The following is a 23339-nucleotide window of genomic DNA, read 5'->3' as shown; positions in this document are numbered from 1 at the left end:
CTCAGGGGAGGTTTTCGCGGTGATCCCAGGCGCCATCGGCCGCGGCGTCGGCCGCATCGATCGTCACGACCTCGGGCATGGCCAGCAGCTCCAGGATGCTCTCGCCCTCGCCGGTCAGGCGGCGGTACTCGGCAATGCTCATCAGCACATGAGTGGGCTGGCCGCGGTCGGTGATGACGACCGGCTCGACCTGCGCCGCCCGCTTGGCGAGGCTGACGTCACGGTTGAAATCGCGGCTGGTGAGCAGTTTCATGGCCTCGCCAATGTACCTACCTACCTGCAATCGCGCAATTGGGATGTAGGTACATAGGCCCGGATCTGTTCGACCCAATGGACATTGAAAACCCGGCTGGCAAAGTGTTCCACGTGGTGAGAGCGCTTTCACCAAAAGAGGCAGACAACGTTGTACAAAACCGCGCGGCGGTGCGTGGCAACGGCAAAAAATCTACAGGAACAGCCATGGAATTCGACCTTCTTGCCATCATGGGCGACGTGTTCGCCAAGCATGGTCCCGCTGCGGCCGCGGCCGCCAAGACCTACGCGCCGGGCGATTTCAGCGTCCACTTCTTCCTGCAGCTCGGGCTGATCATGCTGGCGTGCCGCGTGGTTGGCTGGGCCGGCCGCAAATTCCTGGGCCAGCCCCAGGTGGTTGGAGAAATGATCGCGGGCGTCATCCTCGGCCCGTCGCTGCTGGGCCTGTTCTTCCCCGACGTGCAGTCCGCCATCTTCCCGAAGGAGATGCGCAGCGTGCTGTACTCCGGTGCCCAGCTGGGTGTGGGGCTGTACATGTTCCTGGTCGGCACGACGCTGCGACTGGACCACTTCGCGACCAAGGCGAAGAGCGCGATGGGCGTGTCCTTCGCCGGCATCGCGGCGCCCTTCTTCATCGCCTTCCTGATCACACCGCTGCTGCTCCAGGTTCCCGGGCTGTTTGCCGAAGGCATCTCCACGGCGAATGCGACCCTGTTCATGGGCGCCTGCATCGCGCTGACGGCCTTCCCGATGCTGGCCCGCATCATCAACGAGCAGGGCCTGGCCAACACCTCGCTGGGCACCCTGACGCTGACGGCCGGCGCCTTCGACGACGCCGCCTCCTGGTGCGTGCTGGCCCTGGTGCTGGCGGCCTTTGGTGCGGGCCCCGGCGTGGCCGTGCTGGCCATCGGCGGCGGCGTGCTGTGGGCGGCCTTCGTCATGCTGTTCGGCAAGAAGCTGCTGGCCCCGCTGGGCCGCATGGTCGAGCGTGATGGCCACATGAGCAACACGGTGCTGGGCATCACGCTGATTTGCTTCTGCACGTCGGCCTTCATCATGGACGCCGTCGGCATCCATGCCATCTTCGGCGGCTTCATCCTGGGCGCCGTCATGCCGCGCGGCCTGTTCGCTGCCGAGCTGAAGAAGAAGGTCGAGCCGCTCACGGTGATCCTGTTGCTGCCGATGTTCTTCACCTACTCAGGCCTGAACACGCGCCTGGACATGATCAATTCGGTGCAGCTGCTGCTGATCGCCGCCGGTGTGCTGGTCGCCTCGGTGCTGGCCAAGTTCGGCGCCTGCTACCTGGCGGCCCGCATGGCCGGTGAAGACAACCGCACCGCTTTGGGCATCGGCGCGCTGATGAACTCGCGCGGCCTGATGGAGCTCATCATCATCAACATCGGCCTGCAGAAGGGCATCATCGGCCCGGCCCTGTTCTCGATGCTGGTGCTGATGGCGGTGGTGACGACCATGATGGCCACGCCGCTGTTCGAGATCTTCTACGGCCGCAAGGCGCGTGCATCGGGCGAGCTGGAAGCCGTGCCCGGCACGCCGGCCAGCAACCCGGCCTGAGGCCTCGTTTCGCTCTCCTCGCCATCGCTGAGAGGTGTCGGTGGCGTTCTCAGGGGCAAGGCTGCAGGCCTGCCCCCTTTTTATGCCCTGAGTTGGCGCGCTCCTTGCTGCGACTCCGAGACCTGCCGAGGACATCCATGAGCGAGCTTGCTCCCGACGTCGTGGCCCGCCCGCCTGTGCCGGCGCCCGTCGTGCATCCCACGAGGGCGCCCACTTACACCCTGAGCCAGGGCGTCCTCGCCTGCGCCGGCGTGTTCACCATCATTGGCGTGCTGGCGATCGGCTCGTTCAACCTGGGCGTGCTGCTGCTGCTGGGCTCCTTCGGCTCGACCGCAGTGATGATGTTCACCTTCCCGGAGCTGCACTTCTCGCAGCCCCGCAGCGTCATCGGTGGGCATTTCATCTGCACAGCGGTGGGCCTGGCGGTGCTGGCGGTGTTCGGCCCGGCGTGGTGGTCGCTCGCCGTGGCCGCGGCGGTCTCGGTGGCATTGATGATGCTCACGCGGACGATGCACCCACCCGCGGGCTCCAATCCCGTGATCGTGTTCCTCGTCGCACCCAAGTGGGGCTTTTTGCTCTTTCCCACGCTGTTTGGTGCGCTGACGATGGTGGTCGTCGCGGTGCTTTATCACCGGGCCACGCGGCGGGCGTATCCGGCGTACTGGTACTAACGCACCAACGGACGCACCTGCTCGACCAGAGCGAGCAGGAACTTGCCGGGCTCCTCGTGGGGCGCCAGATGCGCCGAGTGCTCGAACCAGACGAGCTTCTTCACCGGCGCCTTCAGCTGGGTCAACCAGGGTTCGATGACCGAGGACGGCGTGGTCAGGTCGTGGCGGCCGAGGAACATGAAGACCGGGAAGCGCGTCTCGCGGATGCGCGTGTGGTCGACGCGCTGCATGTCGGGCAGCAAGGTCGGCACCGACAACTGGCCGCCCTGGTCGATGGCCAGGCGGTCCTCGAACTCGTAATAGGGCGACAGCCGCGCGGCGCGGAAGTAGAAATCGGCGTTGTCGCGGTAGGCGGCCAGGCCGCCATAGGCCATCACCCATTTGCGTGCGACATTGACCTTGGCGAAGGGGATCTCGCCCTCGCCGGGATAGGGCGCGATGGCTTCCAGCTCGGTCAACGCGACCGTGTCATGGCGCTTGCGCGCCTCGGCCAGCAGCGCCTCATATTGCGCCTTTTCGTTGGCCTGCAGATTCATCAACGGCCCGACACCTACATAGGAGCTGACCCAGCTCGGCTTGGCCATGGCCGCGTCCAGGCCGATGACATTGCCCCAGGAATGGCCCAGTAGGACGACGCGCTCGACCTGGAGGCGCTGGCGCACCATGGCGATCAGCTCGATGAGGTCGTCCGCCATCTGCCGGCGCGTCAGCGAGGCCTTGTTGGCGGCCTCGCCCCCATGGCGCAGCGTCTTGCCGGTGCCGCGCTGGTCCCATTGCACGACGGTGAAGAAGTCCTCCCAGCCGCGCTGGTAGGGCCAGCTGCGCCCCATCTCGGCGGCACCCGGGCCGCCATGCACATAGATGAGCACGGGGTTGGCCTTGTCGGCGCCGCGGATGGTGACCCATTGCTTGAGCCCACCCAGCTCGACGGCCTCGCTGATCTCGACCGCATTCGGCGCCACGAGGCGCTGCTGGTCGGCAATCATGGGCCGCACGGTGGCGTAGGCAGGCTCGGCAGGGGGCGGCGCAACGGGCGCGTCCGCGGCATGGGCCAGGCCGGCGAAAAACAGCAGCGTGGCGGGCAGGAATTTCTCGATCATGGCGGCCGGGCGTTGAACGGGCGGCGCACCATAGCACCAGGGCCGCCCGGCCTGCACGACCGCCACGCCATGAGAGACCTTCCCTGGTTCCTGCTACCCGCCCTGCTGCTGTCCGCCTGCGCTGCGCCACCCGGCATCACGCTGCCGCGCCAGCAGGCCTGGGTCGACGGCAAGCGCGTCGAGTATGTGACGACGGACATCTCCGACGGGACGATGGCCGCGCAGGCGGGCATCCACCACGTGCCGCGCCTGGCCGGCGCCGTGGGCATGGGCAGCACCTCGCTGACCGAGCGCGTCTACAAGTTTGCCGACGGCGCGCAGATCAGCGTCTTCGCCTCCGGGCCGGCACCGGTGGGATCTGCTCGGCCGGACCCGAACTACAGCCCCCTGTGGCGGCTGGTGCTGGTGCGCTGGAAACCGGCCAGGCCGCCGCGCGAGCTGCGCTCCGAAGAGGCGGTGCTGGACGCTCAGGCCTCGGGCGACGTCGAGCTCGACGTGACGGGCATCGTCGTCAACTGCCCCATCACGCGCGGCGTGGACGGCAGCGCCTTGCGCGGCGTGCGCTGAATGCCGACCAGCAACGCCAGCCCCGGCACGCGGCGCAGCACGAGATAGGCGCCGCCGCTGATGGCAAAGGTCAGCACGATCAGCAGCACCGCCTCCAGCCCCCAGGGCAGGGCCAGAGGTTTGAGCCACTGGCTCAGCACGACGATGACGCTCTGGTGCAGGATGTAGAGGCAGAACACCGCCTTGCTCGCCTCGCGCAGCAGCGGCGACTCCTTCGTGAAGGCGCGCTGGGCCCATCCGCCCGCGGCGACGATGGCAAACCAGGTCAGCGAGCCCCGCAGCGTGCGGGCGGCGGTCAGGACGGCATCGCTCGGCGTCGCCTCGGCGTACTGCTGGCTGAAGACCATCAGCACGGCCCAGCCCGCCAGCGAGACGCCGAGGGCCACCCAGCGCAACCGCAATGCCGCCGCCCAGAAGTCTTGCGCCAACGGCGTGCGGCTGGCCCAGCCGATGGCAAACAGCCAGCCGTATTGCAGGTGGTTGTAGAGGTCATGCACCAGGTCGTGCTCGACCGGGAACCGCGGCTTGATGAAGATGCGCATCAGCGCCAGCGGCACTGCCGGCAGCAGCAGCCAGGCCCAGGTGGGCAGCCGCAGCTCGCCCCGCAGGCGGATGAAACGGGCCAGCAGCGCCCCCAGCACCGCATACAGCCACAGATAGGGCAGGAACCACAGGTGGTTCCAGGTCGGCACGTCCATGCAGTCTTGGCCGCGGCAGTATTTGCCGCCCTTCAGGTAGGCCTGCCAGAAGTCGAGGTAGCCGCCGTCGCCGGGCAACTGTGCCGGCACCTTGGTCAGCACCTCGAAATAGGCCTGCGGCGTGACGATGACGGCCATGCCGAAGAGCAGCGGCAGCAGCAGGCGCAGCGAGCGGTCCTTCAGCGTGCCCAGGGCGCCGCGCTTGGTGAACAGCCCCTGGCAGGCCGCGCCGGCAATCAGGAAGAGCAGGCCCAGTCGCCACGGCGAGCTGAGCTGCATAAAGGGCTCGAGGGCGCCGCTGGCCGCGGGGCTCTTCACATGCCAGTCCCAGGTCACGTAGTACATGCCGACGTGATACGGGATCAGCAGCGCGAAGGCGGCAACGCGCAGGCCGTCAAGGAAGGGGAGGCGGTTCGTGTTCATGGCCGCCAGCTTCGCGGTGGCCCGGCGCGCGAGCCAGCGCGCTGGGGCGAGTGGCGCCGCCCCAGGGGCCAACGGCTCTCAGCCTCTCAGGGCAGGCTGCTGAGCCGGATGCTGGCCGCCGCGTCGGGCGCGCCGCGCAGCTCGGTCAGCAGCACCGCCTTGCTGTTGACACGATGGAAAACATAGCGGCCAACCTGCGCGAAGCGGTCCGCGCCCACGGTGACAGGCGCCAGCGAGGCACGCGCCTGCAACGCCATGTCGGTCGCGTTGAAGGTGCCGACCCGTGTGAAGCAGGCGTAGAGCATGTCCAGGCGAGGATCGCAATTGAACTTGTCCTGCTCCAGCACCACGAGCTGGTTGCTCACGAGGCTGTCGCTGATGGACAGCGCCGCATAGCCGAAGCTGGCCGTTGACGTTGACGCCGACATCGCGAAGGAGCCGGCATAGCGCATGTCCAGGCTTGGATCGCTGGACGCCGTGAAGACCTTGCCGCAGGCGGTGTACAGCCGTGAGCTGGTTGCCGAGGTCCACACCTGGCCGCAGATTTCATAGTCGCCGTGATAGGGCGAATCGACGGCATCACGCGGGCCAGTGGCTTCCAGCGTGACGTTGTAGATGTCGTTGGGCGAGACGTCCCGGGTCGAGAAATAGATGCGGTCACCGGCGGCGTGCAGTACCGGCCGCACCGGGCTGTAGATGTTGGCCGTGGCGGTCTTGTCGATGCCGTTGGCCGTGTCCACCCAGTGCAGGTAGGCCCAGGTCGGCGCCGAGCCGAAGGCGTAGATGCGGCCCTGGCCGTCCAGCACGACGGCGCCGACCGGCATGCTGACCGCAAACCGGCTGACCGCCATCGCCGCGCCCGGCGTGGCCGGCACGAGGTCGACGAATGAAACGGCGCCGTCATGCCCCACTGCCGCGCGCCGGCCGTCGGGCGACAGCGCCACCGAGGTCGGCACCGAGGCCAGCGCGACGCTGCGCGTCTGCCCATCGGCGAGCGAGCGCAGGTTCAGCGCGGCGGTCGGCGCCTTGGACACCGACACGACGGCATCCAGGCTCGCGCTGTAGGCGGCGGCAACGACGTCATGCGGCAAAGTGACGGCGTCGGCCAGGACCTGCTGCGGCAGCCCGGCCTCGGTTTCGGCGAAGTAGCCCACCTTGAGTTTGACCGGCACGACGAAGGGGCTGCCGCGCGCGGGCGTGGCGCATTTCGAATCGATGCAGACCTCGACGGTGATCGTGTCGTCATAGCTGCCCAAACCGAGCACGCCAGGAGACGACAACCCGACCTGCAGGTCCAGCCCCGAGTCGGTGCGCGGTGATTCGCCAATGAAGTTCAGGGCCTTTTTCGTGTAGGTCACGCGGTAGTAGTAGCCCTCGGCGGGCGGACGATCCACCAGCAGCGCGAGCTCGACCTTCTCGACCTGGTTGCGCCGGTAAAGGTCGCGCTCCACGGTCACGCTGGACATCGACATGTGGGCGCCGATGTCGTTGGACGGGGTCACCGGCGTGGTCGTGTCGCCCGGCGTGCTCGACCCCCCGCCACCACCGCCGCCGCAGGCGGCCAACACCAGGCAAGAGGCCATCAACGCCCACCACACACGCCTGCCCATCGCGCCCCCCGGCCTGTGGCCTTTTGATTGGGCGACGATGCTAACCCGGTCAGCGGCTTGCTTCGTTAGCACACGTATCGACCGTCAGCCGGCGATCGCGTCAAGAACCCCGCGATAGCCGCGTGACACCCGCAGCGTTCCGCCGCAACTCAACGTCAGCACGGCCTCGCCACTGGACAGGCGCTCGATGCGCTTCACATGCACCGGATTCACCGCGTGGCTGCGGTGCACGCGTACAAAGCGCGCGGCCCAGCCGGGGCGGCCCAGCGCATCGGCCAGCGTGGCGCGCTCCAGCAGGCTGCGCGGGGGCAGGTGCAGCTCGATGTAGTTGTCGGCTGCCGAGATCCATTGCACTTCGGCCAGCGCAATGCGCTCGCCTTCAACCCACCACTCGCCCACTGGCGCCGCGGGGCGCGCCAGCGACTCGCGCACGCGCGCCAGCGCCGCGGCCAGCCGCTCGGCCGTGTAGGGCTTGAGCAGATAGTCCAGCGCCGCAAGCTCGAAGGCCTGCAGCGCGTGCTCGGCGTGCGCCGTCGAGAAGATGATGCAGCGCACACCGGCCTCGCGCAGCGCGGCGGCCAGTTGCACGCCGTTGCCGCCGGGCATCTCGATGTCGAGCAGGGCCAGGTCGGGCGGCGTGGCGAGCGAACGCACGAGGGCCAGGGCCGACGGCGCGTCGGGCGCCTCCATCAGCTCGGCCACGTCCGTCTCGGCCGCCAGCAGGCGGCGCAGCTTGGCGCGCGCGGCGGGCTCGTCGTCGACGATCAGCGCGCGCATGGCAGCTCCAACGTCAAGCTCATGCCGCCACCGTCGGGCCCGAAATTGACGCTGGCAGCATCGGCATAGCGGGCTTCCAGCCGCTCCCGCAGATTGCGCAGCCCCAGGCCGCCATCAGGGTCAGGCGGCGAATCGGGCACAGGGGTGTCGCCATGGTTGCTGACCTTCAGATGCAGCCGCTCGCCGACGCGCTTCGCGACGACGCTGACCGTGACGCGGCCGCGATGCCGCGCCACGTCATGCTTGACGGCGTTCTCCACCGGCGCCAACAACAGCAGAGCAGGCAGCCGGCAGGCGCTCGCCGCCTCGTCGGTCTCGATATGCACGACCAGCCGCTCCGGCCCGAAGCGGGCCTGCATCAGCGCGAGGAAGGGCTGCACCAGCGCCAGCTCCTCGCCCACCGTGTGCTCGGCGCGCTGTTGGGCTGCCAGCGTCTGGCGCAGCAGGTCGGCGAGCTGGCACAGCAGCTTGTCGGCGCGCGGCACGTCCTCGTACATCACCGAGCTGATGAGGTTGAGCGTATTGAACAGGAAGTGCGGCTGCACCTGGTCGGCCAGGCGGGCCAGCCTCACCTCGGCGAGCTCGCGGCGAGCCCGGTCCAGCTCCTGCGCGCGCAGGGCCGCCGCCTGGGCCATCCAGACCCCGCGCGAGATCAGGCAGAAGCTGAGATAGCTGACGGCGTCCTTGCCACCCTCAAAGACAAGCACCGTGGCCAGATCGTCTGGGTGGTAGTCCACGCCTGCGAGGCCGTAGACCGCAAAACGCAGGCCGAACATGCCGGCGATGTGCAGCAGGCTGAACAGGGGCATCGCGGCCGCATGCGCCGCCAGCTGGCGCTGCCAGGACCGGCCCCGCAGTTGGCCCAGCAAGGCATGCACACCCAGGGCCAGCAGGCCGATGACGCTGACCGAGCTGAACTCCCACAGGAACGGCTCCCAGGGGTGGGTGCCGCCCGAAAGGCGGTAGGTCTGCAGCGCGGAGATGCTCAGCAGCAGGCCGATGATGGCCAGCACGGCGACATAAGGCAGGCGCCAGCGGCGCGGCAGGATGGTCATGCCGCGAGGTTAGCCCGGGCAGGGGCTGCGCCTCGGCGCTTCGCCCCGGCCAGGGCGCCATTCGTCCCAGGACCGTCAGCGGTTGGGCCGTGGTTTGCTGTCGGCCGCGCCGTGCTCGCCACCCTTCACCATGCCGCCGCGGCGATCGGCATCCAGCCCCGGCGTAGCGCGCAGGTCAGTGTCAACCTGACCCTGCTTCAGATCGCGCGCCGCACGATCCACCTGAGGGTCGGGCTTGGCATTGGTCGCCGAGTTCTGCTGGTCACGCTCGTGCGGCAGCGACGGCTTGCCCTCGGGGCGAGCGGCGTCGGGGTTGATGGTCTTGCTCATCGCCTGGCGTGGCTCTTGCCAGCCTGCTCGGCGTCGCGCATCTCGCGGGCCTCGTCGATGCTGCGCGGCGCGGCCTCGCGGGCGGCTGGTTCCACACCGCCGCTTTTCACGAACTTCTCGGCGGACTCGCGGTGGCGGCGCGCGGCGTCGTAATTGCCTTCGCCCTGCAGACCGTCGCCCTGGGTCGGGCTTTTGGAGGTGGATTTCATCGCGGGCTCCGGAAGAAGTTCAGTTGAACAACTTTCGGCGACGAGCGCAGCGGTCGCGGTCATCCAGGCCGCCTTCACCCTGTCGGCGCAGGCCGACAGGGCGGTCGCGGCGGCGCGCCGTCCTACAAAGCGCGCAGTCGGCGTCCGGGCCACTGGCAAGACGGCGCGGCAGAGCATGGGTCGTCATGTCCTCCACCCCTGCTGCCTCACTGCCTCCGCCCGCCGACACCGCAAGCACCGGCGAGGGCAAGGCGCATTGGGAAGGCGAAGGCCCTCAGTGGCGCCTGGTGCTGGCGGGCGACGGCGCCGATGTGGCGCTGCCCAAACCGCCCGCCGAGTTGCCGGTGGCGGCGAGCACACGGCTGGGCTTTGACAGCTCGGCGCTGTCGCACTGGCAACCGCCACTGGCCGGCGCGCTGTGGCAGCTGCTGGCGCCGCTGGCGCGAGGCGGCGTGCAACTGGACCTGGCTGGCCTGCCGCGTGGCCTGCAGCCGCTGCTGTCGCTCAGCCTGCCCAAGACCGAGGCCGCGCAGAAGAAGAAACCAGCCGCCGATGATGAGCCTCAGGCCGAGCCCGAATGGCGCAAGACCCTGGTCTTCGTCGGCGACATGCTGGGCGCCGTCGGCCGGCTGGCGCGGGGCAAGAGCGCTATGCGCATGAGCGACTGGCTGTGGCAGATCGAGCAGACCGGCCCGCGCAGCCTGCCCATCGTGCTGCTGGTCAGTTCGCTGGTGGGGCTGATCGTGGCCTACATGGGCGCCGAGCAGCTGAAGCGCTTCGGCGCGCAGAGCTACATCGCCAATCTCGTCACCGTCGGCGTGGTGCGCGAGATCGCGGCCCTCGTCGTCGGCATCGTGCTGGCCGGCCGCGTGGGTGCGGCCTTCGCGGCCCAGATCGGCAGCATGCGCGCCGGCGAGGAGATCGACGCGCTGACGACGCTGGGCGTGGACCCGGTCGAGCATCTGGTGCTGCCGCGCATGCTGGCCCTGCTCGTCACCGGCCCGCTGTTGACGCTGTGCGCAGGCGCCGCCGGCCTGGCCGTGGGCTGCGGTGTGGCCGTCGTGCTCTACGACGTGCCGGCCGCCGCCTATCTGGCGACGACGCGCGAGGCGCTGGAAGGCTGGGACCTCTTCGTCGGCCTGCTCAAGGGCAGTGTGTATGCGGTGCTGGTGGCACTGGCCGGCTGCCGCCAGGGGCTGAATGCCGGTCGCAGCGCCCAGGCAGTGGGCGAGGCGACGACGGCGGCGGTCGTGCAGGCCATCGTCTGGATGGTGGTGGCTGCCTCGGCGCTGACCGTCATCTTCCAAAGGCTAGACATCTGATGGACAAGGGCGAGGTCCTGATGCGTGTCGAGAACCTCAGCCTGCACGCCGGCGGCAAGGAGTTGCAGCATGGCCTGAACTTCGAGGTCAAGGCGGGTGAGGTGCTCGCCATAGTCGGCGCCAGCGGCTGCGGCAAGAGCACACTGCTGCGCCACATGATCGGGCTGCAGACGCCGCAGACCGGCCGCGTGCTGTGGACGGCCGGCGGCAAGGAACGCGATGTGCACGGCGACGATCCGCCGCGGCGCGAGATCGGCGTGGCCTTCCAGGCCGGCGCGCTGTGGAGCAGCATGACCGTCGGCGAAAACATGATGCTGCCGCTGGAGCTGTACACCGAGCTGGACGAGGCCGAGCGCGAGCGCCAGGCCCGCTTCAAGCTCGCCCTGGCAGGTTTGAACGACCCTGACACCTTCGACGCCGAACCGGCCGCGCTGTCGGGTGGCATGCGAAAGCGCGCGGCCATTGCCCGCGCGCTGATGCTGGACCCGCCGCTGCTGTGCCTGGACGAGCCCTCGGCCGGCCTGGACCCGCTGACCTCGGCGCGGCTGGACGACCTCATCAAGCAGCTGAAAAACGATGTCGGCTCGGCCATCGTGCTCGTCACGCACGAACTGGAGAGCCTGTTTGCCGTGGCCGACCGCGTGCTCTTTCTCGACGTCGAGGCGCACACGGCCACGGCGCTCGGACCGCCGGCAGAGCTGCGAGACCAAGGGCCCGAACCGGTGCGCGAGTTCCTGACCCGTGGCCAGTACGAACCGCAGAAGGAAGCCGCGTGAAGCGCCGCCGCGCCAGCCCCCTGGCCATCGGCGCCTTCGTCGTCGGTGCGCTGGCCCTGTTCGCCGTGGCCCTCGTCGTGCTGCCGGGCCAGCACTGGTTCAAGCAGCCGCAACGCGTCGTGATGTTCTTCTCCGGCTCGGTGTTCGGGCTGCAGAAGGGCGCGCCGGTGGTGTTCCGTGGCGTGCGCATCGGCGACGTGACCGACATCAGCGTGCACTACGACAGGGAAACCGACAGCTTCGCCATCCCCGTCGTTGCCCAGCTGGATGCCGACGCCGTGCGCGGCCTGAACGGCCGCAACGACAGCGACGACATCGGCCACGCCTTGCCTGCCCTCATCAAGCGCGGCCTGAGCGCCCAACTCGGCACGCAAAGCCTGCTGACCGGCCAGCTCTATATCGACCTGGACATCCGCACCAAGCAGCGCGGCACGCTGCGCGGGGGCTTTCGCGGCGACATGACGGAGATCCCGACCGTTGCAACCGCCTTCCAGGCGCTGAAGAACCAGCTCGAGAGCGTGGACCTGCGCAAGGTCCTCGATGACCTGAGCCAGATCGCAAATTCTGCTCGCTCGCTGATCGCAGCGCCCGAGCTGAAGCAGGGCCTGAAGGACTTCGCGGCCACCGCGGGCCACGCGCGCAAGCTGGCCGCGCAGCTGGAACAGCGCGCCGCGCCGCTGACGCGCAGCGCCGAACGCGCCATGGCCAGTGTGGATAGAGCTGGCGACAAGGTGTCCGGCGCGGCTGACAAGGTGGGCGTGGGCGCCGACAAGGCCAGTGCCGTGCTCGACCCGAACGGCCCGGTCATGCGGGACCTGCAACGGGCCCTCGCAGAGCTGAGCCGCGCCAGCGCCTCGCTGCAGGAGGCCGCGAGCAGCGATGGCCCCTTGCTGCAGCAGACCGAGCGCACGATGCGCGACTTGTCGCAAGCGGCGCGGGCCTTGCGCCAGCTCGCCAACACGCTGGACGCGCAACCCGAGGCGCTGCTGCGCGGCCGCAAGCCCGACACCACGCCTGCACCGGAGCCCGCACGATGAAGCCGATCGCCCTGCACCGCCGAGACCTGGTCCTGGGCCTGCTGGCCGCGGCCACCCTGGCCGGATGCGCCACGCGCGACGCGCCGCCGCGCCGCCTCTATGGCCTGACCAGCACGCCGCCCCTGCCGGCCAGTGCCAAACCCGGCCAGGATGGCCGCGCCTGGGTGCTGAGCCCGCAGATCGCGCTGCCCGAACTGCTGGACCGCGACGAGATCCTGGTTGCCGAGGGCAGCGCGGGCCTGAGGCCCTGGCCCGAGGCGCGCTGGGCCGAGCCGCTGCGTGACGCGCTGCCACGCGTGCTGGCCGAGGACCTGGGGCGGCTGCGCCAGCCCTACCCGGTCACGTTGGGCGCCAAGTCGCAGCCCGACAACGGCGCGGAGTCGCTGCGCCTGGTCGTGCAGGTCGATGAATGGCTGGCTCGCCAGGATGGCGGTGGCCTGCAGCTGACGCTGCGCGCGCGCTGGCGCTGGGCCCCGCTGCACGCGCCGATCAATACCGCCCTGCCTGCCGCCGGCGCCGCCGAGCTGACCGTCCCGTGCGCGGCGAACGCCGATGCACTGGCCGACGCTTACCGTCGCAGCATCCTGGAGCTGGCCGCACGCATGGTCGCGGCCTCCTGAACCCGTCACTTCAGGGAGACCCTGAGGCGATCGCGCGGCCGGCGCGGAAACAATAGCGGCCGCAGGGGCGGCTGCCTCGTTTAAAAAAGAACCGCGCCCGGGCCGCCCGAGGGCGCCAAGGGAGTGTGTGATGTTGGAAAGTCTCAGGTCCTGGGTCATGGTGCTGGCATTGCTGATCGGCGGCCCCTACGTGATGTTCAGCGGCGCAAACGACTCGCGCGACATCAAGCGCCTGCAGGCCAATGGCCGCGAGACCACCGCCACCGTGGAAAGCATCGAGTGGCGCAAGAAGCGCAGCGGCTCGGAGAGCGGTTTCCGCGGCCACATCGTCTTCAAGACGGAGGCCGGCAACCTGGTCAACGCCGAGATCGGCCTGCCTCAACAACAGGGCCAGGCCATGAAGGACGGCAAGGCCGACCCCATGGTCAAGGTGCGCTACCTGCCCAATGAACCCAGCGTCGTGCGCTTGGCCGACATGCAGGACAACACCAGCGAAACCCGCTGGATCGGCGCAGTCATGTTCCTCGCCGGCCTGGGCCTGTTGTGGTGGCGCTGGCGCAAGAACTCGGCCGGGCCGGCCACTGCGGCGGCCTGAAGCGGACCTGCCCCTCGCCCATCCTCGCGTCGCTGAACGCGAGCGAGTCTGGTCGGTCCCCCGAGGGGACGGCGATGCTTGCGGCATCGAGCCGCAAGCACATCGCCAGTGCGGGCCGCCTTGGGAGCGGCCCGGCGCTCGGCCCGCAATACCCGGGCTTTGTGGGTTGCAGATGGCGCCCAGCACCATGGGCAACCGATACGGGTTGACTACTGCGCCACCGTCAAGCGGGCCGAGAACGCCTTGTGCACGCCCAACAGGGCGGCGGCGCGCTGGGTCTGTACCTGGATCAGCGCGTCTGCCGCTGCCAGGCGCTCCTGCTCGACGCTGAGCAGCGCGTAGAAGTCGGTCACGCCGGCCTCGTAGCGCTTCAAGGCCAGTTCGCGGGCACGCCGCGTCGCGTCGGCGGCGGTGGCCTGGGCCGCGGCCTGAAGCTCCGTCTCGCGCAGCGTCGACAGGCTGCCCTGGGCGTCCTGCAGGGCCGTCAGCTGGGCCTGCTCGGCACCGGCGACAGCAGCCTCGTAGCCAGCGCGAGCCGCGCCCTCCTCGGCCTTGCGAGCGCCGAAGTCGAGGAAGTTCCAGTTCAGCGCCGCGGCAAGGCTGTGGATCTGCGTGCCGCTCTTGAACAGGTCACCGGCGCTGCCGGCGCTCCAGCCGATCTGGCCGGTCAGGCCCAGGCTGGGCCAGCGCGCGGCCCAGGCGACATGAGCGCGTGATGCGGCAGCCTGGGCGCGCACGGCGGCGGCCTTCACGTCAGGGCGTTGCGCCAACAGGCCGGCGGGGTCAGGCAGCTGCCCCAAGCTGATGAGGCGGGGCTCGGGCATGGCGGGCAAGGGGTCGCTGTCGGCCTTGTCGCAGTCGGCTGGCGGCTGGCCGCGCAGCACGTCGAGCTGCAGCCGCGTGAGGCAGGCCGCGTTGCGCAGCGCCGGGACGCTGGCCGAGGTCTGCGCCACCAAGGCTTCAGCGCGGGCCTGGTCCAGCGCGGTGCCGCGGCCGGCGCCGACGCGGGCCTTCACCAGATCGAGCAGCTGGTTCTGCACGACCAGGGTCTCCTTGGCCAGATTCAGGCGGTGGCCGAGGCCGATGAGCTGGGTCTGCAGGTTCAGCGCCGTACCGGCCAGGCTGAGCTGGGCGGCGTCACGATCGAGCGCTGCGCCTTCGGCGTCATAGCTGGCGGCCCGGGCGTTGGATGCGGCGCGGCCCCACAGGTCCACCTCCCAGCCCGCCGTCGCATTGACGCCGTAACTGGTGAAGTTGTTGAACACGCCCTGCTCGTTGGGCGCGCGCTGGCGGCTGGCGCTGGCGCCCAGGCCCACGGTCGGGAAGCGCTGGGCACCGGCGGCCGTCGCAAAGGCTTCTGCCTGCTTCAGCCGCGCGGCAGCGGCACGCAGGTCCCGGTTGTTGGCCAGCACCTCGTCGACGACGCGCTGCAGCTGGGCGCTGTCGACGAAGGCGGCGGTCATGGTCGCGGCGCCAGGATTGGCCCCGGCCTCGATGGCAGGCAACTGAGCGAAGCTCGCGGGCGCCAGGTTCTGCGGTCCGGAGGAGAGGCCGGGCGCGGCGCATCCGGCCAGCAGGATGGCGGCGGAAGCGGCGGCGAGGGGGGTCAGGCGGGCGAGCATTTCAGTGGCCCTCCTTCTTGGGTGCAGCATCGTCGATGCCGGGATGGAAGGCATGCGCGGAAGCGTCGATCTGGGCTCGCACCGTGGCGGCGCGGGCGCGACGCTTCTGGGTGCTGGCGCGCAGCAGGCTGTAGAAGACCGGTGTCAGGAAGATGCCGAACAGCGTCACGCCCAGCATGCCGGCGAACACCGCGATGCCCATGGCACGGCGCATCTCGCTGCCCGCGCCGCTGCCCAGGATCAGCGGGATGACGCCGGCGCAAAAGGCGATGGACGTCATCAGGATGGGGCGCAGCCGCAGGCGGCAGGCCTCGATGACGGCCTCGCGGATGGTCTTGCCCTGCTCTTCCAGCTCCTTGGCGAACTCGACGATCAGGATGGCGTTCTTGCACGCCAGGCCGACCAGCACGACGAGAGCCACTTGCGTGAAGATGTTCAGGTCCCCCGCCTGCCCGAACGGCGGAAAGTGCGACAGCCAGACGCCGAACAGCGCCGACAGGATGCACATCGGCACGATCAGGATGATGGCCAGCGGCAGGCTCCAGCTCTCGTACTGGGCAGCCAGTACCAGGATGACGAGCAGCACCGAGAACAGCAGCACCGCGGCGAGCGTCGGGATCTGCACGTTGAGCACCGGCACGTTGACGCTGCGGGTCAGGCGGTCCTGGTAGCTGAGCTCGGTGAACTCATAGCCGAAGCCGCGCGGCAGGTTCTTCAGCAGGGTCTCGATCTCGGCTTCGGCCTGGCCGCTGGAGAAGCCCGGCTTGGGCGCCCCGTTGACGTCGGCCGACGGGAAGCCGTTGTAGCGCGTCACGCGCGTCGGGCCGAAGGTCGGCTCGACGCTCATCAGCGAACCCAGAGGCACCATGTCGCCGACACCGTTGCGGGTCTTGAGCTGGACGACGTCCTCGGCCTTGGCGCGGAAGGGCGCGTCGGCCTGCACGATGACCTGGTAGGTCTTGCCGAACTTGGTGAAGTCGTTGACGTACAGCGAGCCGAGGTTGATCTGCAGCGTGTCGTAGATGGACGCGAGCGGCACGCCCATCTGCTTTGCCTTGACGCGGTCGACGTTGGCGAACAGCTGCGGCACGTTGATGTCGTAGTTGGAATACGGCTGGCCGATGGAGGTGTTCTGGTTGCCGTAGATCTGGCCCAGCGTGCCCCAGACGGCGCCATACAGGGCCTGTTCGCCCTGGCTGCTGCGGTCCTGCACCTGCACCTTGAAGCCGCCGGCAATGCCCAGCCCGTCGACCGGCGGCGGTGGCACGACGAACATGCGCGCGCCCTGGATCTGCTGGATGGCGCCGTTGACCTTGCCGAGGATGGCCTCCTTGCTCTTTTCATGCGAGGTGCGCTCGTCAAAGCTCTCCAGGCCGAAGAAGACGATGCCCTCGTTGGGCGCTGCCGAGAACCCGGCGCTGGACAGGCCGGGGAAGGCCACCGAGTCCTTGATGCCGGGCACCTTCAGCGCGATCTCGCTCATGCGGCGGATGACTTCCTCGGTGCGGTCCAGGCTGGCTCCAGCCGGCAGTTGGGCAATGCCGATCAGGTACTGCTTGTCCGGCGCAGGCACGAAGCCGCTGGGGATGCGCGCCAGCAGCAGGGCCGTGGCGCCGAGCAGCAGCGCATAGACGACCAGCGCGAGCGACTTGCGCTTCAGGATGCCGGTGACGCCACGGCCGTAGTCTTCCGAGCGGCGGTGGAAGAAGCGGTTGAACCAGTTGAAGAAGCGGCCGAACACCTTGTCCATGCCGCGCATCAGCGCGTCCTTGGGCGCGTCATGCGGGCGCAGCAGGATGGCGGCCAGCGCCGGCGACAACGTCAGCGAGTTGAAGGCCGAGATCACCGTCGAGATGGCGATGGTGACGGCGAACTGCTTGTAGAACTGGCCCGACAGGCCCGGCACCAGGGTCAGCGGGATGAACACCGCGCACAGCACCAGGGCGATGGCGATGATGGGGCCCGAGACCTCCTGCATGGCCTTGACGGTGGCCGCATGCGGCGTCAGGCCGTCCTGGATGTTGCGCTCGACGTTCTCGACCACGACGATGGCGTCGTCCACGACGATGCCGATGGCCAGCACGAGGCCGAACAGCGTCAGCGTGTTGATGGAGAACCCGAGCAACAGCAGCACGGCGAAGGTGCCGATGATGGACACCGGCACGGCCACCAGCGGGATGATGGAGGCGCGCCAGGTCTGCAGGAAGATGATGACGACCAGCACGACCAGGCCGACGGCCTCGAACAGCGTGTGCACGACCTTTTCGATGCTGGTCTGCACGAAGCGTGTCGGGTCATAGACGATGGCGTAGTCCACACCCTTGGGGAAGCTGGGCTTGAGCCTCTCCATGGTCTTGCGCACGTTGTCCGAGATGGCCAGCGCGTTGGAGCCCGGCGCCTGGAAGATGGCGATGGCCGCGGCTTCCTTGTTGTTCAGCAGGCTGCGCAGCGCATAGGTGTTGGCGCTGATCTCGACGCGGCCGACGTCCTTCACGCGCACCAGGGCACCGGTCTTGGGCTCGCTGCGCACGACGACGTCGCCGAACTCTTCCTCGCTGACGAGGCGGCCCTGCGCGTTGATGGCGAGCTGGAAATCCGTGCCCTTGGGCGACGGCGACGCGCCGACCACGCCGGCCGCCACCTGCGTGTTCTGCTCGCGGATGGCGCCGACGACGTCACTCGCCGTCATGTTGCGCGCGGCGAGCTTTTGCGGGTCCAGCCAGATGCGCATGGCGTAGTCGCCAGCGCCGAAGCTCAGCACCGAGCCCATGCCGGGCACGCGCAGCAGGTCGTCGCGCACGTTCAGCGTGCCATAGTTGCGCAGGTAGAGGGCGTCGCGCGAGTTGTCCGGGCTGACCAGGTGGACCACCATGGTCAGGTTGGACGCGGCCTTCTCGGTCGTCACGCCGATCTGGCGCACGATGTCGGGCAGGCGCGGCAGGGCGCGGTTGATGCGGTTCTGCACCGCGGTCTCGGCGGCTTCCGGGTGGGTGCCGATTTTGAAGGTGACGGTCAGCGTCATGCCGCCGTCGCCGGTGGCCTGGCTGTCGAAGTAGAGAACGTTCTCGAGGCCGTTGATCTGCTCCTCGAGCGGCGTGGCCACCGTCTCGGCGATGACGCGCGGGTTGGCGCCGGGGTACTGGGCACGCACGACAACCTGGGGCGGCGCGACCTCGGGGTACTCGGAGATCGGCAGCAGCGGGATGGCCAGCGCGCCGATCAGGAAGATGAAGAGGGACAGGACGGTCGCGAAACGCGGCCGGTCGATGAAGAAGCGTGAGATGTCCATGGCAGGGGCCGCCTTTGTTTACTTCGAGGCGGCGGAGGCCGGAGCGGAGGCGGGAGCCGGGGCAGCGCCCGGTGCGCCCGGCGGCGCGGCGGGGATGGGCATGCCCTTGTCGTCGACCTTCAGCACCTGCGGCGTGACCGGCGCGCCGGGGAAGGCACGCAGCAGGCCGTCGACGATGACCATCTCGCCGGCCTTGACGCCATCGACGACGCGCATGCCGTCGATCAGCGCGCCCGGCGTGACGGGGCGGGGTTGCACGATGTTGTTGGGGCCGACGATGAGGACGATCTTGCGCGTCTGGTCGGTCGTGATCGCGCGGTCGGGCACGACGACGGCGTTGTAGTTGCCGCTGCCGACCAGCTTGATGCGGGCGAACAGGCCCGGCGTGAACAGGCCCTGCTTGTTGTCGAACACCGCGCGGCCGCGGATGGAGGCGGTGGCCGGGTTGAGGCGGTTGTCGACGAAGTCCATCTTGCCGGCGTGCGGATAGCCCTGCTCGTTGGACAGGCCCATCTGCACCGGGTTGGCGACGTCGCGCGATGAGGTGCGGCTGCCGTCGCGGGCGGCGCGCATGTACTTCAGGTAGGTTGCCTCGCTGGCGTCGAAGTAGGCATAGACCTTGTCGCTGGAGACGACGGTCGTCAGCACCGGGTCGCCCACGCCGACGAGGTTGCCCGGCGTCACGTTGGCGCGCGAGGTGCGGCCGCTGACCGGCGCCGTCACGCTGGCGTACTCGACATTGAGCTTGGACTGCACCAGGGCCGCCTCGGCCGCCTTCTGGTTGGCCTCGGCCGAGCGCAACGCCGAGCGCAGCTGGTCGATCTCCTGCTGGCTGACGGCGTTGATGCTGATCAGCTTCTCGGAGCGGGCCAGATCGGTCTTGGCGAGCTCGGCCTGGGTCCGGGCTGCAGCGATCTGCGCCTCCACCCGCGCCACGTCGGCCTTGAAGGCGCGGGCGTCGATGGTGAACAGCGGGTCGCCCTTCTTGACGAGCTGGCCTTCCTTGAAGCGCACCGCGTCGACGGTGCCAGCGACTCGGGAGCGCACGTCGACGGTATCCGGAGCTTCCAGGCGGGCGGTGAACTCGTCGAACTCCTGCACCTCGCGCTGGGTAGCGGGGGCCACCGACACGGGCGGCGGGCCGCCATGAGCCCCCGGGCCGCCGCCCTCCTGCTTCTGACCACAGGCGGCGAGCAGGGCGATGAGGACGGGAGACAGGGTCAGCGCCAGATTCTTCTTGGACATGGGGGGCTCCGAATGCAAGCGGGCGACTGTAAGCACATCACCGCGGCACCGTTACCCCAAAACCTAAAGCCCATTCAGGCTGCTGACATTACTTGTCAACAGGTCGGAACTGTGAACAGCCGGTTGTTTGCGCGCTGGCTCCGAGGCGGCCAGCCGTAGGCAGGCCCCATAACCGTGCGTGTCAGCGGTTCGCGTGCAAACAGCCGTCAAAAAAGCCGCCGGGCACGGGGCCGGGCGGCTCTGGCAGTAACGCACGGGTTTCATGACCCCGCGCAGATGATTTATTAGTGGACGCCGTGCATCTTCTTCTTCATCCACGGGGTCAACAACATCAGTACGAGACCGGCGCCGATGGGGATGGCCGTGAAGATCAGGAAGAAGGCCGACATCGAGTACTTGGTCGAGATCTCGTCGATGTAGGCGCCGGTGGAGCCGGCCAGCTTGTTGGCAATGGCCGTGTTCAGGAACCAGACACCGAACATCAGGCCCAGCAGGCGCGGCGGCGCCAGCTTGGAGATATAGGACAGGCCGACCGGCGACAGGCAGAGCTCGCCCATGGTGTGCAGCAGATAGGCCAGGCTCAGATAGATCATGCTGACCTGGGCCGTCTTGGCGCCTTGGGCGATGCCGGACGAGCCATAGGACAGCGCGGCGAAACCCAGGCCCAGCAGCACCAGGCCGACGCCGAACTTGACCGGGCCAGGCGGGTTCCAGTGCTTCTCCCACATCTTGGAGAACATCGGCGCCAGGATGACGAGGAAGAAGCTGTTCAGCACGCCGAACCAGCTGGCCGGCACTTCGGACTGCTCCAGCGCGAACTCGCGCGCCAGCATCCAGATCACCAGGCCCCAGATGACGGCGAAGGCCAGGCCCAGCATGGTGTTGGCCAGCAGGTAGCGGCTGCCGGTGCTGCGGTTGAGCTTCCACAGCAGCCAGGTCAGGATCACGGCCGGCAGCACGGTCATCAGCGAGTTGACGACCTTGAAGATGAAGCCGCTGGTGCCCACCAGCGCGCGGTCGGTGTAGTCGGCCGCAAAGATGGTCATGGACCCGCCGGCCTGCTCGAAGGCGAACCAGAAGAAGATCGTGAAGAAGGAGAAGACGAAGATGGCCTTCAGGCGGTCGGCCACGACGTGGGCCGGCGCTTCGTCAGCCGCGGCCGCAGCAGCGGCCTTGGCGCGATCCTCGACCTTCGGGGGCGCGCCGATGTCGCCGAAGATGTGCTGGCTGAAATAGAACTGCAGCGCGCCCAGGATCATGAACAGGCCGGCGAGGCCGAAGCCCAGGTGCCAGGACACCTTCTCGCCAATGTAGCCGCACAGCAGGATGCCGAAGAAGGCGCCGGCGTTCACGCCCATGTAGAACAGCGTATAGCCGCCGTCGCGGGCGTTGTCTTCCTTGGGGCCGTAGAGCTGGCCGACGATGGCCGACACATTGGGCTTGAACAGGCCCGTGCCCAGCACGACGAGGCCGAGGCCGATGTAGAAGCTCGGCACCGTGTTCAGGAACATCGAGATGTGGCCGGCCGCGATGACGAAGCCGCCGAACAAGACGGCGCGGCGCGTGCCGAGGTAGCGGTCCGCCAGGTAGCCGCCCAGCACCGGCAGCAGATAGGCCATGCCCGTGTACCAGCCATACAGCGACGTCGCCTCGGCACGGCTCCACCCCCAGCCGCCCTTGGCGACCTCGGTCACGAGGAAGAGCACCAGCAGGCCGCGCATGCCGTAGTAGGAGAAGCGCTCCCACATCTCGGTAAAGAACAGCACGAAGAGCTGATTGGGCTGGCCGAGGATGGTCGCCGGGGTAGGCGCCGCTCGGCCGGCCGTGGCCGGGTTGGCCACGGGGGTGGTGGTAGTCACGTCAGTCGTTCCAGGTGAAACCGCGAGGAGGCGGGCGGGTAGCCCGTGCGGAAGCCTGGAATTGTCCCGCCAGCAGGGCGTTTTCCGCGGACGGGCGGGCCAGGGATTGCCCTGGGTCGGTTCAAGCCCGCGGTATGCCGAGGAACTCAGGGCGCAGCGGCGTGCGGTGCGCCCGCGGCGGCGGCGAGAACGGGCTCACGCTCCGGCAGGATGTAGACCAGGCTCTTGCCAGCGCCCAGTGTGGGCAGCACGACCTCGTCGAAGAAGGCCGGTTCGACGACGACGCAGCCCAGCGTGATGCGGCGGTCCTCCAGCTTGGCCGAGGCCAGGCGCTCTGGGCGGCGCTGGCTGGCCGGCGCGGGACGCAGCCGGTGGATGGCAAGGTTGGCTTCGTAGTCGAACCAGACAATGCGCTCGCCGTTCAGGTTGACGCCCGGCTGGGCTTCGAAGCGGCCGGCCGGTGTCACGCGTTCGTTGACCTTGAGCGCCGCCGGCTGCTTGCCGCGCGAGCTCTGCGGCTCCTGGTCACCGGGCGTCAGGCCCAGCAATACGGGGGCGCGGCCGACGAGACTACCGTCCGCGGCATAGATCGACAGCGTCGCCTGGCGCTTGTCGACGATCGCAAAAGGGCGGCCGTCCCGGGCGTCACTGGCCACCGGCCTTGAGATGACCTGCGCGCCAGCCGAAGCCGTCGCAAAAAGGCTCCACACCGTGGCGATGCCACATACGACGGCCTTGGCCCGATCTGCCCAACTGCTGCCCACTCGACGCCCCTTGTACCGGGCGGCGCAACCATCGCGCCTGCCTTGGCGGGCAGTCTAGGAAAGCAGTCTTGTAACCAACAGACAAGGACTTCACGGTTTGGCGTTGTTACCTCGTCTTGACCCGGCCTGGGCCAGCACCTGGGGCGGTGCAGCGCCTGGGAAGAAGGCCATCAGGGACTTCTTTTCCGGCAGCACGTAGACAACGGCACGGCTCTGGCCCAGGTTGGGCAGGACGGTGCGCTCGAAGAAATCGACGGGAACGTTGATGCAGCCCCAGCTGATGCGGTTGTCGGCCGCCGTCTTGGTGGCCAGGCGCTCCAGGCGGCGCTCCTTGGGGTTGGAGTTGATCACGCGATGCATGGACACGGCGGCGTCGTAGTCCACCCAGACGACCTCCTTGCCGTCGGCGTTGCGGCCAGGGGCCGACACGAAGCGGCCGGCCGGCGTCGTGCGCTCCTGCGGCTTGATCTGCTCGATGCTCTTGCTGCCGATGCCAGCCACCGTGAGGTCGCCGGAGGCATAGCCGAGCAGCACCGGACTGGTGCCAAGCAGGCGGCCACCAGCGGTGAAGACGTAGACCTGGGCGCGGCGCTTGTCGATGATGGCGAAGGCGCTGCTGCCGTTGTCGGCCTCGCGCACGGCCCAGGCGGCCACGCGGGTCACGTCCAGCGGCGCACGGACCTTGCCGAAGTCAAGCTGGCGGTCGATGACCGCGGGCGGCTGGGTTGGGGCGGGCGCCTTGGCGACAGCCGCCGGGCGATGGGCGGACGCCACGGGCTTGCGCTTGAAGCTGCCGCCAAAGAAGGTGAAGAAAACGGCCAGTGCCAGGGCAGCGATGACGCCACCCTGGCCGAGGCCGATGAGGATGTCACGCCGCCGGGCTGCGGCGGCGAGATCAGCGCGTTCTCCGAAACGCATGGTTTGTGACGGAGGCAGCGCTCAGCCG

At 68.7% G+C, this 23339-nt stretch carries 22 protein-coding genes; 8 read left to right on the top strand and 14 right to left on the bottom strand.

Features of this window, described 5'->3' with window-relative positions; genetic code table 11:
- Position 1: 1 nt before the first annotated feature.
- Positions 2 to 253 (bottom strand): type II toxin-antitoxin system Phd/YefM family antitoxin, encoded by a 252-nt coding sequence (locus ASC91_RS01920; protein WP_056191539.1) that lies wholly within the window; start codon positions 251 to 253, stop codon positions 2 to 4.
- A 206-nt stretch (positions 254 to 459) separates the two neighbouring features.
- Here ASC91_RS01920 and ASC91_RS01915 point away from each other — a divergent pair, with 206 nt between their 5' ends.
- A complete protein-coding gene (locus ASC91_RS01915) occupies positions 460 to 1824 on the top strand; it encodes a cation:proton antiporter (protein WP_082532341.1) in 1365 nt (454 codons plus the stop codon).
- A gap of 137 nt (positions 1825 to 1961) precedes the next feature.
- Positions 1962 to 2495 carry an HPP family protein gene (locus ASC91_RS01910; protein WP_082532340.1) on the top strand — a complete coding sequence of 178 codons (534 nt, stop codon included), beginning with the start codon at positions 1962 to 1964 and terminating at the stop codon, positions 2493 to 2495.
- Here the strand turns inward: ASC91_RS01910 and ASC91_RS01905 are convergent.
- Positions 2492 to 3595, bottom strand: coding sequence for an alpha/beta fold hydrolase (locus tag ASC91_RS01905; protein ID WP_056191537.1), 1104 nt, complete (start codon positions 3593 to 3595; stop codon positions 2492 to 2494). The genes ASC91_RS01910 and ASC91_RS01905 overlap by 4 nt on opposite strands.
- A 69-nt stretch (positions 3596 to 3664) precedes the next feature.
- Here ASC91_RS01905 and ASC91_RS01900 point away from each other — a divergent pair, with 69 nt between their 5' ends.
- Positions 3665 to 4162, top strand: a complete 498-nt coding sequence (locus ASC91_RS01900; RefSeq protein ID WP_056191535.1) for a hypothetical protein — start codon at positions 3665 to 3667, stop codon at positions 4160 to 4162.
- Here the strand turns inward: ASC91_RS01900 and ASC91_RS01895 are convergent.
- The 6 genes from ASC91_RS01895 to ASC91_RS01870 all read right to left on the bottom strand — a co-directional run bounded on the left by ASC91_RS01895 (position 4063) and on the right by ASC91_RS01870 (position 9264).
- Complete coding sequence (locus ASC91_RS01895; RefSeq protein WP_056191533.1) at positions 4063 to 5283, bottom strand: acyltransferase family protein; 1221 nt, start codon at positions 5281 to 5283, stop codon at positions 4063 to 4065. The genes ASC91_RS01900 and ASC91_RS01895 overlap by 100 nt on opposite strands.
- An 86-nt stretch (positions 5284 to 5369) precedes the next feature.
- Positions 5370 to 6866 (bottom strand): hypothetical protein, encoded by a 1497-nt coding sequence (locus tag ASC91_RS01890; protein WP_157281023.1) that lies wholly within the window; start codon positions 6864 to 6866, stop codon positions 5370 to 5372.
- Between the two features lie 111 nt (positions 6867 to 6977).
- Complete coding sequence (locus tag ASC91_RS01885) at positions 6978 to 7670, bottom strand: LytTR family DNA-binding domain-containing protein (protein ID WP_056191528.1); 693 nt, start codon at positions 7668 to 7670, stop codon at positions 6978 to 6980.
- Entirely contained in the window at positions 7658 to 8725 is a 1068-nt protein-coding gene (locus ASC91_RS01880; RefSeq protein ID WP_056191526.1) for a sensor histidine kinase, read from the bottom strand. The genes ASC91_RS01885 and ASC91_RS01880 overlap by 13 nt, the downstream gene beginning before the upstream one ends.
- Positions 8726 to 8800: 75 nt before the next feature.
- Positions 8801 to 9055 carry a hypothetical protein gene (locus ASC91_RS01875; RefSeq protein WP_056191525.1) on the bottom strand — a complete coding sequence of 85 codons (255 nt, stop codon included), beginning with the start codon at positions 9053 to 9055 and terminating at the stop codon, positions 8801 to 8803.
- The gene (locus ASC91_RS01870) at positions 9052 to 9264 is read right to left on the bottom strand and encodes a hypothetical protein (protein WP_056191523.1); all 213 of its coding nucleotides are present in this window, start codon (positions 9262 to 9264) and stop codon (positions 9052 to 9054) included. Before ASC91_RS01870 ends, ASC91_RS01875 begins: the two co-directional genes overlap by 4 nt.
- 185 nt (positions 9265 to 9449) lie before the next feature.
- On the opposite strand from ASC91_RS01870, the gene ASC91_RS01865 reads away from it, so the two are divergent.
- The 5 genes from ASC91_RS01865 to ASC91_RS01845 all read left to right on the top strand — a co-directional run bounded on the left by ASC91_RS01865 (position 9450) and on the right by ASC91_RS01845 (position 13614).
- The gene (locus ASC91_RS01865) at positions 9450 to 10586 is read left to right on the top strand and encodes an ABC transporter permease (protein WP_056191520.1); all 1137 of its coding nucleotides are present in this window, start codon (positions 9450 to 9452) and stop codon (positions 10584 to 10586) included.
- Positions 10586 to 11362 (top strand): ABC transporter ATP-binding protein, encoded by a 777-nt coding sequence (locus ASC91_RS01860; protein WP_056191518.1) that lies wholly within the window; start codon positions 10586 to 10588, stop codon positions 11360 to 11362. The genes ASC91_RS01865 and ASC91_RS01860 overlap by 1 nt, the downstream gene beginning before the upstream one ends.
- A complete protein-coding gene (locus ASC91_RS01855; protein WP_056191516.1) occupies positions 11359 to 12399 on the top strand; it encodes an MlaD family protein in 1041 nt (346 codons plus the stop codon). The genes ASC91_RS01860 and ASC91_RS01855 overlap by 4 nt, the downstream gene beginning before the upstream one ends.
- Positions 12396 to 13019 (top strand): membrane integrity-associated transporter subunit PqiC, encoded by a 624-nt coding sequence (locus ASC91_RS01850; RefSeq protein WP_056191514.1) that lies wholly within the window; start codon positions 12396 to 12398, stop codon positions 13017 to 13019. Before ASC91_RS01855 ends, ASC91_RS01850 begins: the two co-directional genes overlap by 4 nt.
- A gap of 130 nt (positions 13020 to 13149) precedes the next feature.
- On the top strand, positions 13150 to 13614 hold the full coding sequence (locus ASC91_RS01845; RefSeq protein WP_157281021.1) for a DUF3592 domain-containing protein: 465 nt from the start codon (positions 13150 to 13152) through the stop codon (positions 13612 to 13614).
- Positions 13615 to 13823: 209 nt separating this feature from the next.
- Here the strand turns inward: ASC91_RS01845 and ASC91_RS01840 are convergent, their stop codons facing one another.
- The 6 genes from ASC91_RS01840 to ASC91_RS01815 form a co-directional block, all read right to left on the bottom strand.
- Positions 13824 to 15236, bottom strand: a complete 1413-nt coding sequence (locus tag ASC91_RS01840; protein WP_056191510.1) for an efflux transporter outer membrane subunit — start codon at positions 15234 to 15236, stop codon at positions 13824 to 13826.
- 1 nt (position 15237) lies between these two features.
- Positions 15238 to 18525 (bottom strand): efflux RND transporter permease subunit, encoded by a 3288-nt coding sequence (locus tag ASC91_RS01835; RefSeq protein ID WP_056191508.1) that lies wholly within the window; start codon positions 18523 to 18525, stop codon positions 15238 to 15240.
- Between the two features lie 18 nt (positions 18526 to 18543).
- Positions 18544 to 19770: an efflux RND transporter periplasmic adaptor subunit gene (locus ASC91_RS01830; RefSeq protein WP_056191506.1), complete on the bottom strand. Its 1227-nt coding sequence runs from the start codon at positions 19768 to 19770 to the stop codon at positions 18544 to 18546.
- A gap of 284 nt (positions 19771 to 20054) precedes the next feature.
- Positions 20055 to 21629, bottom strand: coding sequence for a peptide MFS transporter (locus ASC91_RS01825; RefSeq protein WP_200955201.1), 1575 nt, complete (start codon positions 21627 to 21629; stop codon positions 20055 to 20057).
- Between the two features lie 146 nt (positions 21630 to 21775).
- Positions 21776 to 22339 (bottom strand): L,D-transpeptidase, encoded by a 564-nt coding sequence (locus ASC91_RS01820; RefSeq protein WP_235531775.1) that lies wholly within the window; start codon positions 22337 to 22339, stop codon positions 21776 to 21778.
- 144 nt (positions 22340 to 22483) lie between these two features.
- Complete coding sequence (locus ASC91_RS01815; RefSeq protein WP_056191499.1) at positions 22484 to 23311, bottom strand: hypothetical protein; 828 nt, start codon at positions 23309 to 23311, stop codon at positions 22484 to 22486.
- Positions 23312 to 23339: the final 28 nt, after the last annotated feature.

The organism is Pelomonas sp. Root1237, from assembly GCF_001425055.1.
Classification (GTDB): domain Bacteria; phylum Pseudomonadota; class Gammaproteobacteria; order Burkholderiales; family Burkholderiaceae_C; genus Pelomonas.
The sequence above is the reverse complement of the archived record's forward strand: the minus strand, read 5'-3'. Positions and strand labels throughout refer to the sequence as shown.

What these genes read in the sequence shown, in the direction of transcription:
- ASC91_RS01895 (WP_056191533.1), bottom strand. Translation starts at nt 5,283, where the DNA reads ATGAACACGAACCGCCTCCCCTTCCTTGACGGCCTGCGCGTTGCCGCC.
- ASC91_RS01880 (WP_056191526.1), bottom strand. Translation starts at nt 8,725, where the DNA reads ATGACCATCCTGCCGCGCCGCTGGCGCCTGCCTTATGTCGCCGTGCTG.
- ASC91_RS01850 (WP_056191514.1), top strand. Translation starts at nt 12,396, where the DNA reads ATGAAGCCGATCGCCCTGCACCGCCGAGACCTGGTCCTGGGCCTGCTG.
- ASC91_RS01830 (WP_056191506.1), bottom strand. Translation starts at nt 19,770, where the DNA reads ATGTCCAAGAAGAATCTGGCGCTGACCCTGTCTCCCGTCCTCATCGCC.
- ASC91_RS01845 (WP_157281021.1), top strand. Translation starts at nt 13,150, where the DNA reads ATGTTGGAAAGTCTCAGGTCCTGGGTCATGGTGCTGGCATTGCTGATC.
- ASC91_RS01915 (WP_082532341.1), top strand. Translation starts at nt 460, where the DNA reads ATGGAATTCGACCTTCTTGCCATCATGGGCGACGTGTTCGCCAAGCAT.
- ASC91_RS01905 (WP_056191537.1), bottom strand. Translation starts at nt 3,595, where the DNA reads ATGATCGAGAAATTCCTGCCCGCCACGCTGCTGTTTTTCGCCGGCCTG.
- ASC91_RS01860 (WP_056191518.1), top strand. Translation starts at nt 10,586, where the DNA reads ATGGACAAGGGCGAGGTCCTGATGCGTGTCGAGAACCTCAGCCTGCAC.
- ASC91_RS01865 (WP_056191520.1), top strand. Translation starts at nt 9,450, where the DNA reads ATGTCCTCCACCCCTGCTGCCTCACTGCCTCCGCCCGCCGACACCGCA.
- ASC91_RS01900 (WP_056191535.1), top strand. Translation starts at nt 3,665, where the DNA reads ATGAGAGACCTTCCCTGGTTCCTGCTACCCGCCCTGCTGCTGTCCGCC.
- ASC91_RS01835 (WP_056191508.1), bottom strand. Translation starts at nt 18,525, where the DNA reads ATGGACATCTCACGCTTCTTCATCGACCGGCCGCGTTTCGCGACCGTC.
- ASC91_RS01885 (WP_056191528.1), bottom strand. Translation starts at nt 7,670, where the DNA reads ATGCGCGCGCTGATCGTCGACGACGAGCCCGCCGCGCGCGCCAAGCTG.
- ASC91_RS01840 (WP_056191510.1), bottom strand. Translation starts at nt 15,236, where the DNA reads ATGCTCGCCCGCCTGACCCCCCTCGCCGCCGCTTCCGCCGCCATCCTG.
- ASC91_RS01815 (WP_056191499.1), bottom strand. Translation starts at nt 23,311, where the DNA reads ATGCGTTTCGGAGAACGCGCTGATCTCGCCGCCGCAGCCCGGCGGCGT.
- ASC91_RS01920 (WP_056191539.1), bottom strand. Translation starts at nt 253, where the DNA reads ATGAAACTGCTCACCAGCCGCGATTTCAACCGTGACGTCAGCCTCGCC.
- ASC91_RS01910 (WP_082532340.1), top strand. Translation starts at nt 1,962, where the DNA reads ATGAGCGAGCTTGCTCCCGACGTCGTGGCCCGCCCGCCTGTGCCGGCG.
- ASC91_RS01875 (WP_056191525.1), bottom strand. Translation starts at nt 9,055, where the DNA reads ATGAGCAAGACCATCAACCCCGACGCCGCTCGCCCCGAGGGCAAGCCG.
- ASC91_RS01890 (WP_157281023.1), bottom strand. Translation starts at nt 6,866, where the DNA reads ATGGCCTCTTGCCTGGTGTTGGCCGCCTGCGGCGGCGGTGGTGGCGGG.
- ASC91_RS01870 (WP_056191523.1), bottom strand. Translation starts at nt 9,264, where the DNA reads ATGAAATCCACCTCCAAAAGCCCGACCCAGGGCGACGGTCTGCAGGGC.